This is a genomic window from Micromonospora sp. BS32 (genome assembly GCF_059089345.1).
In genome coordinates this window covers 38,506-51,956 of the sequence record NZ_JBSSHR010000004.1, presented here as the reverse complement: position 1 = coordinate 51,956, position 13,451 = coordinate 38,506, and the positions used below count along the sequence as shown (strand labels likewise).

The window sequence follows — 13,451 nt, the reverse complement described above, 5'->3', positions numbered from 1 at the left end:
TCAGTCCAGGGTGAAGTAGTCGGGACCGGAGTAGACGCCGGTCGTCAGCTTGGTGCGCTGCATGAGCAGGTCGTTGAGGAGGCTGGAGGCGCCGAACCGGAACCAGTCCGGGTCGAGCCAGTCCGGGCCGACGGTCTCGTTGACCATCACCAGGTACTTGATGGCGTCCTTGGTGGTCTTGATGCCGCCGGCCGGCTTCACGCCGACCTGCCGCCCGGTGGCGGCGCGGAAGTCGCGGACCGCCTCCAGCATCACCAGGGTCACCGGCAGGGTGGCCGCGACGGGCACCTTGCCGGTGGAGGTCTTGATGAAGTCGCCACCGGCCAGCATGGCCAGCCAGGAGGCCCGGCGCACGTTGTCGTAGGTGGCCAGCTCGCCGGTCTCCAGGATCACCTTCAGGTGGGCGTCGCCGGAGGCCTCCTTGGTGGCCACGATCTCGTCGTAGACCTCCTTGTAACGGCCGGCCAGGAAGGCGCCCCGGTTGATCACCATGTCGATCTCGTCGGCGCCGGCCTCGACGGCCGCCCGGGTGTCGGCGAGCTTGATCTCCAGCGGCGCCTGACCGGACGGGAAGGCGGTCGCCACACTGGCCAGGTGCACACCGGATCCGCGCAGCACCTCGGCCACGTACGGGACCATCGCCGGGTAGACGCAGACCGCGCCGACGTGCGGGCAGGAGAGGTCGGCCGGGTCGGGGCGCAGCGCCTTGGCGGCCAGCGCCCGGACCTTGCCGGGAGTGTCCGCGCCCTCCAGGGTGGTCAGGTCGACCATCCGGATGGCCAGGTCGATCGCCTGGGCCTTGGCGGTGGTCTTGATGGAGCGGGTGCCGAGCTGTGCCGCCCGCTGCTCCGCGCCGACCTGGTCCACGCCCGGCAGGCCGTGCAGGAAGGTCCGCAGAGCGGTCTCGGATCGTCCCAGCTCGGAGAGGTCCGACCGGGCCGACGTCGCTGTCGCCGTCATGACCCGAATACTACGCATCCCGAGGTCGAGTGATCTTGGTCACGGCGGACCGGTCGCGCGCGCCACACGTGAGCGGCGTCGCTGGTCACCCCTCACCCGCAGTGCCCGGCCACCCGGACCGGTAGGTTGAGCGATCGTGGACGTACACGTCATTGACCACCCGCTCGCCCAGTCGCGACTGACCGCCATGCGGGACGCCCGGACCGACTCGTCGACGTTCCGGGCCGCGCTGCACGAACTCACCACCATGCTGGTGTACGAGGCCGCGCGCACCTTCCCGGTCGAGAAGTACCCGGTGCAGACCCCGGTCACCGGCACCGAGGGCACCCGACTGGCCAACCCCCCGCTGCTGGTGCCGGTGCTGCGGGCCGGGCTCGGCATGGCCGACGCCGCGCTCGGGCTGCTGCCGGAGTCGTCGATGGGCTTCGTCGGCCTGGCCCGGGACGAGAAGACGTACGAGCCGCGCGCGTACATGGAGTCGCTGCCCCGCGACCTGTCCGGCCTGCCCGTGCTGGTGCTCGACCCGATGCTGGCCACCGGTGGCTCGCTGGAGCACTGCTGCCGGCTGCTGGCCGACCGTGGTTGCACCGACATCACCGTGCTCTGCGTGCTGGCCGCGCCGGTCGGCATCGCCCGGCTGGAGCAGTCGGGCCTGCCGCTGCGCCTGGTCACCGCCTCGATCGACGAGGGCCTGAACGAGAACATGTTCATCGTGCCGGGCCTCGGCGACGCCGGCGACCGGCAGTTCGGCGGCATGCCCCGGTTCTGACCGGTCACCGTCACGGTCCCGGGGCGGATGTCGGCGGGTCGGCGCGCGGGGGAGCGCGCAACCGCTACCGTCTCGGGCCATGACTGGTGTTGCGCTCGCCGAAGAGCTGCTGCTGCTGGCGTACGACGACGAGACCGGCAAGGCGACCATGCCGCGGATCAGCCTCGACCTGGGGATGGCCGCGGCCGTCCTGGTCGAGCTGGCCCTGGCCGGCCGGATCGCGTACGCCGAGAGGTCCCTGACCGTCACCGACCCGACGCCGGTGGGTGAGCCCATCATCGACGAGGTGCTGGCCCGGATGGCCGCGGACACCCCGCACACGCCGTCCTCGTGGGTGCAGCGGCTCCGGCACGGCCTGCGCGACCGGATCCTCGGCGATCTGGTCGACCGGGGCGTGGTCCGGGACGTCGAGGAGACCGAGCTGGGCTTCATCCACGTGCACCGCTATCCGACGGCGGACGCCACGGTGGAGGAGGAGACCCGGCGGCGGCTCGCCGAGGCGCTGGCCGACGGGCAGCTCCCCGACGAGCGGACGGCTGCCCTGGCCACCCTGGTCGCGGTGCTGCGGATGGAACCGGCGCTCCGGCTGACCGGCGCGGCGGCCGAGGACGCCCGCCGCCGGCTGGAGGAGATCGCCGGCGGTGCCGGCTTCTCCGGCAACGTCAGCCTCGACGACTCCGTGGTCCGCCCCTCGGTCGGCCTCGTCGTCGCCGCCCTGGCCCAGGCCGTGGACCAGGCCCTCGGCAAACGCCCCTAACCCCCACCAGGCCCCCCACCAGCCCCGTTGATCAAGGAGTTTGCGTCCTGGAGAGCGCTTCCGGAGGACGCAAACTTCTTGATCAACCGTGAGTGGGGGGGTGGCCGGGGTGGGTGGGGTCAGAGGCCCAGCGCGGTGGCGATCTCGGTGCGGAGGGTTGCGATCGCGGTTTGGGCGCGGGCGCGGGCCGCGGGCACGTCGCCGTCCGCGACCGGCTCCACCACCTCCAGGTACGCCTTGAGCTTCGGCTCGGTGCCGGACGGGCGGATCACCACCCGGACGGCGTCGGTCCGCAGGATCACCACGTCCGAGGCGGGGAGCAGGTCCTCCGCCGCCGTCACCGGCCGCCCCAGCAGCGCGGTGGGGGTGGCCGCCCGGACCCGGGCCATCGCGTCGGCGATCACCCGCAGGTCGTCCACCCGCACGGAGAGCTGGTCGGTGTGGTGCACGCCGAACTCGGCGGCGAGCTCGTCCAGCCGGTCGGTCAGCGTGCGGCCCTGCGCCTTCAGCCCGGCGGCCAGCTCGGCGACGGTCAGCGCGGCGGTGATCCCATCCTTGTCCCGGACGTGCTCCGGCGCCACGCAGTAGCCGAGCGCCTCCTCGTACCCGAAGACCAGCGGCTCGGCCCCGCCGCCGGCCCGGACGATCCACTTGAACCCGGTCAGCGTCTCGTCGTAGGGCAGGCCCCGGGCGGCGCACATCGCCCGCAGCAGGGACGACGACACGATGGTGGTGGCGTACAGGCCGGTCACGCCGCGGCGCATCAGGTGGTCGGCGAGGAGCGCGCCCACCTCGTCCCCGCGCAGCATCCGCCAGCCGGTCTCCCCGTCGCGCACCGCCACCGCGCAGCGGTCCGCGTCGGGGTCGTTGGCGATGGCGAGGTCCGCCCCGATGGAGCCGGCGAGCGCGACGAGGTGGTCCACCGCGCCCGGCTCCTCCGGGTTGGGGAAGCTCACCGTCGGGAAGGCCGGGTCCGGCTCCGCCTGGTCGGGCACCACCCCGGGCACCGGGAAGCCGGCCCGGGCGAAGGCCGCGGTCAGCACCGCCCCGCCCACCCCGTGCAGCGGCGTGTACGCCACCTTCAGGTCGCGGGGGCCGTCCGGGTCGACCACCGCGGCGGCCCGATCCACGTACGACGCGACCAGGTCGTCGCCGAGCACCTGGCCGGGCTGGCCGAGCGGGACCTGGGCCAGCACGCCGACCGCCCGGATGGCGGACTCGATCCCGGCGTCGGCCGGCGGCACGATCTGGGCGCCCGCGCCGAGCGCCCCACCGAGCTGCGCGCCCAGGTAGACCTTGTAGCCGTTGTCCTGCGGCGGGTTGTGGCTGGCGGTCACCATCACCCCGGCCACCGCTCCGAGGTGGCGCACCGCGTACGCCAGCACCGGGGTGGGCAGCGGCCGGGGCAGCAGCAGCGCGGGCCGGCCGGCGCCGGTGGCCACCTCGGCGGTGCGCTCGGCGAACGCCCGGGAGCCGTACCGGGCGTCGTACCCGATCACCAGCGGCCCCTCGCCGCCCTTGGCGGCGAGCCAGCCGACCAGCCCGGCCGCGGCCCGGGTGACCACCGCGAGGTTCATCCCGTTCGGGCCGGCCCGCAGCGGGCCGCGCAGCCCGGCGGTGCCGAAGGTCAGCGGCCCGGCGAACCGGTCGGCCAGCTCCGGCGCGCTCTCCGGCAGCCGGTCGAGCACTGCTCGCAGCTCGTCCCGGCTGACCGGGTCGGGGTCGTCGTCGAGCCAGCGTCGAGCCTGGTCGCGCATCTGGTCAAGGTCAGTGGTTTCCGCCGCCATTGCCTCTTGATAGCACGGCGGCGGATCACCACGTCCCGTCGGCCTCGACTCAGCCGGCCGTCGTGAGCTGGAACGTCTTCGTCATCTCGTCGAAGATCGGCTTGCTCTCGTCGAACTTGGCGTCGGTGGCGGAGAGGTAGAACGAGTACATCTTCCCGTCGCTGAGCACGCCCCGCCACACCCCGTGCCGCTTGCCGTCGCCGTCGCCGCAGGTGTACTCGAACTGGACGCCCGGCTTGCCGGCGGTCTCCTGCTCGTCCATGCCGACCTGCTGGTACGGCTTGTCGCAGGTGGTGCTCTTGGTCTTCAGGAAGTTCTGGGCGACCTCGGCCCACCGGCTCGGGGTGCCCTTCCACTTCTCGGCGAGGATGCGCACCTTGCGCCCGTCGTCGGCCGGGTCGACGTAGTCGACGTAGCTGCCGCCGGTCGCCTTCTTCCAGCCCTTGGGCACCATCAGCCGCACGCCCTTGGCGTTGTGCTCCTGCATCTCCGGCAGCTCGGCACCGGCCGCCGGCGCGGTCGGCTGGGCCTGCTGCGGCGCGCTCGGCTTCGGGTCGTCGCCGCCGCTGAGCGAGATCACGCCGATCAGCAGCACCACGGCCAGGCCGGCCGCCGCCGCGAGCTGGACCTTGCGCGGCCAGCCCTTCACGGTGGTGACCAGTTGGCCGCCGGCCCCCTTGACCTTGCCGAGGGCGCCAGCGTCGTTCCCCGGCGGCGCGGTGGCCGGCGACGTCCACGGCTGGCCGGTGCCCGGCACCGACCACTGGCCGCCGCCGTAGACCGGCTGGGTGGCCTCGGGCCGGCCGGCGTACATCTGCTGGGTGGCGTCCCGGGTGCCGCCGTAGACGCGCTGGGTGGCGTCGGGGTGGCCGGTGCCGATCCGCTGGGTCGCCTCGGGCGCCCCGCCCGGGTTGATCCGCTGGGTGGCCTCCGGTGCGCCGCCGTACGTCCCGGCCACCGGTCGGCCCGGGGTGGGCATCGCGCCGGTGGGCGTGTGCAGCGGGCCGGCGAGCACGTCGGCGCTGGTGTCGTCCAGGCCGGCGGCGGCCGGCGCCGGCGTCGGCCGCTCACCGCGGCGCAGCGCGGCCAGCCGGTCGGTCAGCGACTCGCCGGGGCCGATCATGGCCCGACCGCCGATCTGACCGCTCGGCTTCGGTTCGGGCTGCGCGGGCGGGGCGGGCGGCGCCGAGGGACGCTGCACCGGCACCACCGCGTACGGGTCGGTGACCGAGTTGACCGCGGTGGCGGTGCTGGTCAGCGGCCCGGTGAGCAGCTCACGGAGCATCGCCCGGGCGGTGTGCACGTCGAGCCGGCGGGCCGGGTCCTTCTCCAGCAGGCCCATCAGCACCCGGGTCAGTGGACCGCTGCGCTGCGGCGTGGCCGGCGGGTCCTCGACCACGGCGTGCATGGTCTCGATCGGGTCACCCCGGTCGAACGGTGGCCGCCCCTCCACCGCGGTGTAGAGCGTCACACCGAGCGAGAAGAGGTCGCTGGGCGGGCCGAACTCCTGGCCCATGGCCCGCTCGGGGGAGATGAAGTGCGGCGAACCGAGCACCATGCCGGGGGTGGTGAGCTGGACGTCGGTGGGCATCCGGGCCACGCCGAAGTCGGTCAGCACGCAGCGGCCGTCGGTGCAGATCAGCACGTTGGCCGGCTTGACGTCGCGGTGCAGCACGCCGTTGGCGTGCGCCACCTCCAGCGCGCCGAGGAGCGCGATGCCGATCTTGGCCACCGCCCGGGGCGCGACCGGCCCGTCCTCGATCACCATGTCGGCGAGGCTGCGCGCGTCCAGCAGCTCCATCACGATCCAGGGGCGGCCGCCCTCGGTGACCACGTCGTACACCTGGACCACCGCGGGGTGCTGGATGGCCGCCGCGGCGCGGGCCTCGCGCAGGGTGCGCTCGTACATCGAGTCCCGGTCGCTGGGGGCCAGCCCGGGAGGCAGGACGACCTCCTTGACCGCGACGTCACGTCGCAACAGGGTGTCGGTGGCACGCCAGACCGTGCCCATGCCGCCGTTGCCCACCGCGGACCGCAGCGAGTAGCGACCGCCGATGGTGGTGCCGGGTGCCGCACGTCCGTTCGGAGGACTGACTGGTCCGCCGCTCCACGTCGGGATCTGAGTCACAGAAAAGCCACCGGGGGATATCGAGGGGGGCTGGGACACAACTCCCCTATCTTGCTGGTTCCGACGCCCGATGCGAAACCCGACGCGGCGGACCTTTGCGCTACTCGACGGTACGTGCCCGGGTCTTCACCTCCGGTCGATCTCCGTCGGTGCTGGTGTGCGGTATCCCTCACCCATCGACGGCGTCCGGCGTCCTACCATCCGGTAATGAGCGAACGGCGGTCGAGCGAGTCCGGTTTCCCGATCAAGGGCGTCTACACGGCGGCCGACCTGCCCGACGAGTTGGAGACGCGGCTCGGCGGGCCGGGCGAGTATCCCTACACCCGTGGGGTCTACCCCACCATGTACACGTCCCGGCCGTGGACCATGCGGCAGTACGCCGGCTTCGGCACCGCCACCGAATCCAACGCCCGCTACCACCAGCTCCTGCGGGCCGGCACGATGGGCCTCTCCGTCGCCTTCGACCTGCCCACTCAGATGGGCTACGACTCCGACGACCCGATCGCGCACGGCGAGGTGGGCAAGGTCGGGGTGGCCATCGACTCGATCGAGGACATGCGGCTGCTCTTCGCCGGCATCCCGCTGGACAAGGTCTCCACCTCGATGACCATCAACGCCCCCGGTTCGGTGCTGCTCCTGCTCTACCAGCTCGTGGCCGAGGAGGCCGGCGTGGCGGGCGGCGCGCTCAACGGCACCATCCAGAACGACATCCTCAAGGAGTACATCGCCCGGGGGACGTACATCTTCCCGCCGAAGCCGTCGCTGCGGCTGGTGGCCGACACCTTCGCGTACTGCCGCAAGGAGGTGCCGAAGTGGAACACCATCTCCATCTCCGGCTACCACATGGCGGAGGCCGGCGCGACGCCCGCGCAGGAGATCGCGTTCACCCTGGCCAACGGCGTGGAGTATGTCCGGGCCGCGCTGGCGGCCGGGCTGGCCGTGGACGACTTCGCGCCCCGGCTGTCGTTCTTCTTCGTCGCCCGCACCACCCTGCTGGAGGAGGTGGCGAAGTTCCGCGCCGCCCGGCGGATCTGGGCCCGGCTGATGCGCGACGACTTCGGCGCCAAGGATCCGAAGTCGATGATGCTGCGCTTCCACACCCAGACCGCCGGCGTGCAGCTGACCGCCCAGCAGCCCGAGGTGAACCTGGTCCGGGTCGCGGTGCAGGGGCTGGGCGCGGTGCTCGGCGGCACCCAGTCGCTGCACACCAACAGCTTCGACGAGGCGATCGCGCTGCCCACCGAGAAGGCCGCCCGGCTGGCCCTGCGTACCCAGCAGGTGCTGGCGTACGAGACGGACCTGACGGCCACCGTCGACCCGTTCGCCGGGTCGTACGTGGTGGAGGCGATGACCGCGGAGATCGAGGCGGCGGCGCTCGAGCTGATGGAGCGGGTGGCCGACCACGGCTCCGCGGTGGACGCCATCGAGGCGGGTTTCCAGAAGCGTGAGATCGAGCAGTCGGCGTACCAGATCGCCCAGGAGATCGACTCGGGCGAGCGGGTGGTGGTCGGGCTCAACCGCTTCACCGTCGACGAGGAGGAGCCGTACGAGCCGCTGCGGGTGGACCCGACGATCGAGGCGGCCCAGGCCGACCGGCTGGCCCGGCTGCGCGCGGAGCGGGACAACGGGGCGGTCGAGCGGGCTCTCGCCGAGCTGCGGGCCGCCGCCGAGGGCAGCGACAACGTGCTCTACCCGATGAAGGAGGCGCTGCGGGCCCGGGCCACCGTCGGCGAGGTCTGTGGGACGCTCCGCCAGGTGTGGGGGACGTACCGTCCGAGCGACCGCTTCTGATCTGCGCCTTTCCGACGGCCCCCGGCGCGATGCGGCGCCGGGGGCCGTCGCGCGTCCGGGTAGGGGTGTCCGGTCAGGGGTCGCGGGCGGGGCCTGGACGGAGCTACCGTCGGTGACAGATTCCTGGTGCGCCGCCCGTGCGGGCCGCCCGGGCAGCGTGGCCCTCCGGGCGCGGGCGTGTGCCCCCGGGGTTCCTGGGTAACCCGAACGGGTGAACCGGACGGACAGCATGTCCGGCCGCGCGCGGGACCGTCGTGTCACCGTCGGGAGTCGCCCGGCTGCCGTGGGTCGTCGGTTAATTGTCGGAGTGCCAGTTAACCGCAACGACTAATGCGACAATTCGGAACGACGGCTCGGATCGACGGCGATTTCGTGACCGCCGAAACGGTTACGCGTTGTAGGAGGTGTGGGGCAGATGACGGCGTTCGAACGCGATCTACCTGCTGTCCCGCTGTTTTTCGAGCCCTCTCACCAGGGCTTACGTGACGCTGCGCGGTCCGATCACTACCGTAACGAGGTTGCGCAGCGTCACCGCCGGAGGTCTAGGCTGTCTGCTGTCCGCTCCGATGATCCATCCATTCCTAGTGATCGAGAATTCGACGTGACGAGTGCGTTGACGCTGCCGAACGGCAGCCAGCTGGCGTCGTCCTGGCCGGAGGCGCCATCCGGGTCCCAGCCCCTGCCCCATGAGCTCGACCATCTGCTCGCCCTGCGGGTACCCGGCCTCATCGCCACCCGTCGCCACATCCACTCCCACCCGGAGCTCTCCGGCGAGGAGTTCGAGACGGCGGCGCTGGTCGCCCGCGAGCTCTCCCTGGCAGGCCTGCACCCACGGCTGCTGCCGAAGGGCAACGGGGTCATCTGCGACGTCGACGGGCGCCCCGACGGCCCGGTGATCGCGCTCCGCGCCGACATCGACGCGCTGCCGCTGACCGATCCGAAGGACGTCTCGTACCGGTCCACAGTGGACGGGGCCTGCCACGCCTGTGGCCACGACGTGCACACCACGGTGCTGCTCGGCGTCGGCATGCTGCTGGCCCAGCTCAAGGAGATCGGCCAGCTCGACGGCCGGGTCCGGCTGATCTTCCAGCCGGCGGAGGAGATCCTGCCCTGCGGCTCGCTGGAGGTCATCGAGGCCGGCGGCCTGGAGGACGTGGTGCAGATCTTCGCGCTGCACTGCGACCCGGCCCTGCCGGTCGGCAAAATCGGGCTGCGGGTCGGCCCGATCACCGCGGCCGCCGACAACGTCACCGTCCGGCTCACCGGCCCGGGCGGGCACACCGCCCGCCCGCACCTGACCGTCGACCTGGTCGACGCGCTCGGTCGGCTGGTCACCGAGGTGCCGGCCCTGGTCAGCCGCCGGGTGCCGGCCAACAGCGGGCTGCTGCTGGTGTTCGGCCACGCCTCGGCCGGCACCCGCTACAACGTCATCCCCTCCGAGGCGTGCGCCTCCGGCACCCTGCGGGTGATGGACCGCGACACCTGGGAGCAGGCTCCCAAGATCGTCGCTCAGGTCGTCCGGGACGTCATCGCGCCCACCGGCGCCACGGTCGACCTCGAATACCTGCGCGGCCGGCCGCCGGTGAGCAACGACTCCCGGGCGATCCAGGTGCTCACCGCCGCCACCGCCGCGTCACTCGGGCCCGAGGGGATCGCCGAGACCCCGCAGAGCATGGGCGGCGAGGACTTCTCCTGGTACCTGGAGTACGTCCCCGGCGCGCTGGCCCGCCTCGGCGTCGGCCGGTCCGGGCCCAACGTGGACCTGCACCGGGGTTCGTTCGACGTCGACGAACGGGCCATCCCCGTCGGGGTGCGGCTCATGGTCCAGACCGCGCTGCGGGCACTGGCGGCGGCGCGATAGGAGCCGGCGGGTGGCCACCGCCGATCGGCGCCGTCGGCGGCGCCGGGGGTGCGGGCCGCCGCCGACGCCGCCGGCGCGCCAGCACCATCAACAGCGCCACGGGTACGCCGAAGGTCAGCAGCCAGGGCAGCACCGCCCCCAGCACGGTGAGCAGGATGGTCATCGAGGCCACGAAGACCCGCCACCCGCCGCGCAGACCCACCATGAAGCCGGTCTCGGTCTCGTCCTCCGCCGTCGAGGCGTCCTTGCCGACGAAGGTCACGGTGATCGTGGAGAGCGCGGTCAGGTCGCCGAGCTTCCGCTTCTTCGCCTCCAGCGAGGCCAGGTCGGCCTGCCGCTTGCTGACCTCGTCCTCGAGGGACACCAGCTCCGGGATCGAGGACGCCCGGGCGAGCAGCTTGCGGGCGCTCTCCACCCGGGCCCGCTGGGTGATGATCCGCGCGTCCAGGTCGACCACCTCCTCGGTGACGTCCTGGGTCTTCACCTCCCGGCGCTGCTGCTTGCCGTAGGTGGCCAGCTCGTCGATGAGCGCGGTGAACTTCGCCGCGGGCACCCGCAGCTCCAGTTCCGCCTCCGCGTCGGCGGCCACGCTGCGCCGGTTGTCGCCGCCGACGAAGCCGCCCGCCTCGCCGACCGCGGCGACCGCCTTCCGGGCCGCACCCTCCACGTCGTCCACCTGCACCCGCATCGTTCCGGTGTAGATGATCGACCGCTGGTCGACCCGCAGGTCCGGTGCCGTACCACCGGCCTTGCCCGGCTCGGCGGCGCCACCGGCCGGCGCCTGGGCCGCCGGCCTCCCGGAGTCCGAGGCGGAATCGCTCCCACCCGCCCCGCAACCGGTGGCCAACAGGGCCACCAACCCGATCACCGCCAGGGCCACACCCCGGCGTCGTACCGTTCGTCCCGTCATCCCCGCTCCTGTCCCGTGACCGCCCCGACTGCCGGGGCGATGGTTCGGACGCGACGCGACACCGCGTCGGTTCCGGCAGACTGCGCTGAGGACGTCACGATTCGATACGCGAGGAGTCACGATGCGGCTCACCAAATACGCCCACTCCTGCCTCCGGGTCGACCACGACGGGTCGGTGCTGGTCGTCGACCCCGGCGGGTTCAGCGACCCGGCGGCGCTGGACGGGGCGGACGCGGTGCTGATCACCCACGAGCACCCGGACCACGTGAACGTCGAGGCGCTCACCCGGCAGCTGGAGAAGAACCCGGTGCCGGTGCACGGGCCGGCCTCGCTGGCCGGCGTCCTGGGCGACGCGGCCGAGGCGCTGCGCCCGGTACTACCGGGTGAGTCGTTCACCGCCGCCGGCGTGCCGGTACGCGCCCTCGGCGGCCGACACGCCGTCATCCACCCCGACATCCCGGTGGTCGACAACATCGGCTACCTGCTCGACGGGCGGATCTACCACCCGGGCGACGCGCTCTTCGTCCCCGAGGACGTCGAGGTGGAGACGCTCTTCGCCCCGATCCACGCGCCCTGGTCGAAGTTCTCCGAGGTGGTCGACTTCATCCGGGCCGTCGCGCCCCGCCGGGCGTACGCCCTGCACGACGCGCTGCTCAACACCAACGGGTACGCCATCCTCGACCGCCAGTACACCGCGCTCTCCGGCACCGAATACCAGCGGCTCGAGCCGGGCACCCGGATCGACGTCTGAGCCGTGCCCGCCGCCCCGTCCGACCTCGTCCGGGAGCTCTACCGCACGCCCCCGGACCGGTTCGTCGCCGCCCGGGACGCCGCCGTCGCCGAGGCCCGCCGGGCCGGTGACGCCGCCGGCGCCCGCCAGATCGCCCGGCTGAAGCGGCCCACCGTGGCCGCCTGGCTGGTCAACCTGCTCGCCCTGGACCGCCCCGAGCTCGTCGCCGATCTGGCGCCGCTCGCCGAGGCGCTACGCGCCGCCCAGCGCGACCTCAAGGGCGCGAAGCTGCGCGAACTCTCCGCCCAGCGGCGGGCCGTGGTCGCCGCGCTGGTCGCGGAGGTCCGCCGGATCGCCGCCGCCACCCCGGACGCCCCCGGGGCCGGAAAGCTGCCGCTGGGCGAGGTGGAGTCGACCCTCAACGCGGCGCTGGCCGACCCGGAGGTGGCCGAGCAGGTGCGCTCGGGGCAACTGCTGCGGGCCGCCCACTACGCCGGCTTCGGCGAGGTGCCTCGTCCGCAGCTGCGGCTGGTCACCGGGGGCGAGCAGGAGCCCCGGCGGGCGCCGGACCGGGAGGCGGAGCGGGCGGCGCGTCGGGTCCGGGACGAACGGACGGCGGCCCGGGCGGCCCGGGCCGAGCGGGCGAACCGCCGCCGGGCGCTGGAGCGGGAGCTGAGCGCGGCGCGTACCGACCAGGAACGGGCCGAGTCCGAGCGGAACAGCGCGGCGCAGGCCGAGCAGGACGGTGCCGCCGCCCTGGACCGGATCGAGGCCGAACTGGCCGAACTGGAGCGCCGGCGGGCCGCCGCCGAGCAGGAGCTGAGCCGGTCGAAGCTGGCCCGGCGGGCCGCGGAGCGGACGCTGACCGCGGCCCGAAGGCGGGCCGGCGAGGTCGAGGCGGCCATCGAGGCGCTCGATGCCGAAGAGGAGGATGCCGACGCGGCCGACGACCGTCCACAATGAGCTGGATGGATGCGCGCAGCGGGCGGCCGGCGTGACGCCGGAACAGGTGGCGACCGCGAGCAAGCCCGCCGTGCTGGAGCTGGGCGAGGCGTTCAGCCGCTGCCCGGCCACGCTGCGCCGGGCCCGGCTGCTCGGCATCTCCGGGTGGGCCTTCTACATCACCGGCCGGGCCGGGGCGCTCGGCGACGTCCGCGCCGAGACGGTCGCCGCCGCGCTCGGCTTCATCGCCCCGGAGGCGGTCGCCGACGGGTGGGACGCGGCCGCCCGGGTGGTCCGCCCGCTGGAGGTGGCCTCGGCCAACCTCGCCGAGTGCTGCCGGTGGGGCGGCACGCACCTGGACGACCTGCCGGGCATGCCGCGACTGGCGGCCCTGCTGGAACGGGTGGTGGCTGCGGCGGACGCCACCGGCATGCCGCTCTTCGCCGCCTGGCGGGCCATGCCGGCGCCGGCCCACACCGCCGGGGCTCGGGCCGCGGTCGCCCTGCTGCTGCTCCGTGAACACTTCACCGGGGCGTACCTGCTGGCCATCCGGGCCGGCGGGATGACCCCGCTGGAGGCGGTGCTGGCCGGACCCGAGGGCGCGGCCGGGGCGACGGCGTGTGGCTGGTCGCCGCCGTACCCGCCGGTGGGCCCGTTGGTCCGGCGGCGGCTCTGGGCGGAGGCGGTCACCGACCGGCTCACCTCGGCGGCGTTCCGGTCGCTGCGCCCCGGCGAGGGCGCGGAGCTGGTGGAGCTGCTCGCCGGCACCCGGGCCCGGCTCGCCACCCCGGCGGGGCGGTAAATCGGCGGCGGGCG

General features: G+C 73.5%; 11 protein-coding genes. 7 read left to right on the top strand and 4 right to left on the bottom strand.

The features are described 5' to 3' along the window. Positions 1-960 (bottom strand): deoxyribose-phosphate aldolase, encoded by a 960-nt coding sequence (gene deoC / locus AC5RWQ_RS07830; protein ID WP_334485006.1) that lies wholly within the window; start codon positions 958-960, stop codon positions 1-3. 136 nt (positions 961-1,096) lie between these two features. Here deoC and upp point away from each other — a divergent pair, with 136 nt between their 5' ends. Together upp and AC5RWQ_RS07820 are read left to right on the top strand one after the other, a co-directional pair. After that, on the top strand, positions 1,097-1,729 hold the full coding sequence (gene upp / locus AC5RWQ_RS07825) for a uracil phosphoribosyltransferase (protein ID WP_334485008.1): 633 nt from the start codon (positions 1,097-1,099) through the stop codon (positions 1,727-1,729). A gap of 79 nt (positions 1,730-1,808) precedes the next feature. After that, positions 1,809-2,486, top strand: a complete 678-nt coding sequence (locus AC5RWQ_RS07820) for a GOLPH3/VPS74 family protein (protein ID WP_494282072.1) — start codon at positions 1,809-1,811, stop codon at positions 2,484-2,486. A gap of 119 nt (positions 2,487-2,605) precedes the next feature. Here the strand turns inward: AC5RWQ_RS07820 and AC5RWQ_RS07815 are convergent, their stop codons facing one another. Both AC5RWQ_RS07815 and AC5RWQ_RS07810 read right to left on the bottom strand, forming a co-directional pair. After that, positions 2,606-4,273: a phospho-sugar mutase gene (locus AC5RWQ_RS07815; protein WP_494282071.1), complete on the bottom strand. Its 1,668-nt coding sequence runs from the start codon at positions 4,271-4,273 to the stop codon at positions 2,606-2,608. A 49-nt stretch (positions 4,274-4,322) separates the two neighbouring features. Further along, positions 4,323-6,401, bottom strand: a complete 2,079-nt coding sequence (locus AC5RWQ_RS07810) for a serine/threonine-protein kinase (RefSeq protein ID WP_494282070.1) — start codon at positions 6,399-6,401, stop codon at positions 4,323-4,325. A gap of 207 nt (positions 6,402-6,608) precedes the next feature. Between AC5RWQ_RS07810 and AC5RWQ_RS07805 the strand changes: the two genes are divergently transcribed. Together AC5RWQ_RS07805 and AC5RWQ_RS07800 are read left to right on the top strand one after the other, a co-directional pair. Further along, complete coding sequence (locus tag AC5RWQ_RS07805) at positions 6,609-8,192, top strand: acyl-CoA mutase large subunit family protein (RefSeq protein ID WP_494282069.1); 1,584 nt, start codon at positions 6,609-6,611, stop codon at positions 8,190-8,192. A gap of 601 nt (positions 8,193-8,793) precedes the next feature. Next, entirely contained in the window at positions 8,794-10,053 is a 1,260-nt protein-coding gene (locus tag AC5RWQ_RS07800) for an amidohydrolase (protein ID WP_494282068.1), read from the top strand. Here AC5RWQ_RS07800 and AC5RWQ_RS07795 read toward each other — a convergent pair. Continuing rightward, a complete protein-coding gene (locus AC5RWQ_RS07795; protein ID WP_334485020.1) occupies positions 10,010-10,963 on the bottom strand; it encodes a DUF4349 domain-containing protein in 954 nt (317 codons plus the stop codon). The two genes, AC5RWQ_RS07800 and AC5RWQ_RS07795, sit on opposite strands and share 44 nt — an antisense overlap. A 121-nt stretch (positions 10,964-11,084) precedes the next feature. Here AC5RWQ_RS07795 and AC5RWQ_RS07790 point away from each other — a divergent pair, with 121 nt between their 5' ends. Genes AC5RWQ_RS07790 through AC5RWQ_RS07780 form a run of 3 tightly spaced genes read left to right on the top strand, consistent with a single transcriptional unit; the run spans position 11,085 to position 13,437 of the window. Next, the gene (locus AC5RWQ_RS07790; RefSeq protein ID WP_494282067.1) at positions 11,085-11,714 is read left to right on the top strand and encodes an MBL fold metallo-hydrolase; all 630 of its coding nucleotides are present in this window, start codon (positions 11,085-11,087) and stop codon (positions 11,712-11,714) included. A 3-nt stretch (positions 11,715-11,717) separates the two neighbouring features. Further along, a complete protein-coding gene (locus tag AC5RWQ_RS07785) occupies positions 11,718-12,656 on the top strand; it encodes a hypothetical protein (RefSeq protein ID WP_494282066.1) in 939 nt (312 codons plus the stop codon). A gap of 31 nt (positions 12,657-12,687) precedes the next feature. Then, the gene (locus tag AC5RWQ_RS07780) at positions 12,688-13,437 is read left to right on the top strand and encodes an SCO6745 family protein (RefSeq protein WP_494282065.1); all 750 of its coding nucleotides are present in this window, start codon (positions 12,688-12,690) and stop codon (positions 13,435-13,437) included. Positions 13,438-13,451: the final 14 nt, after the last annotated feature.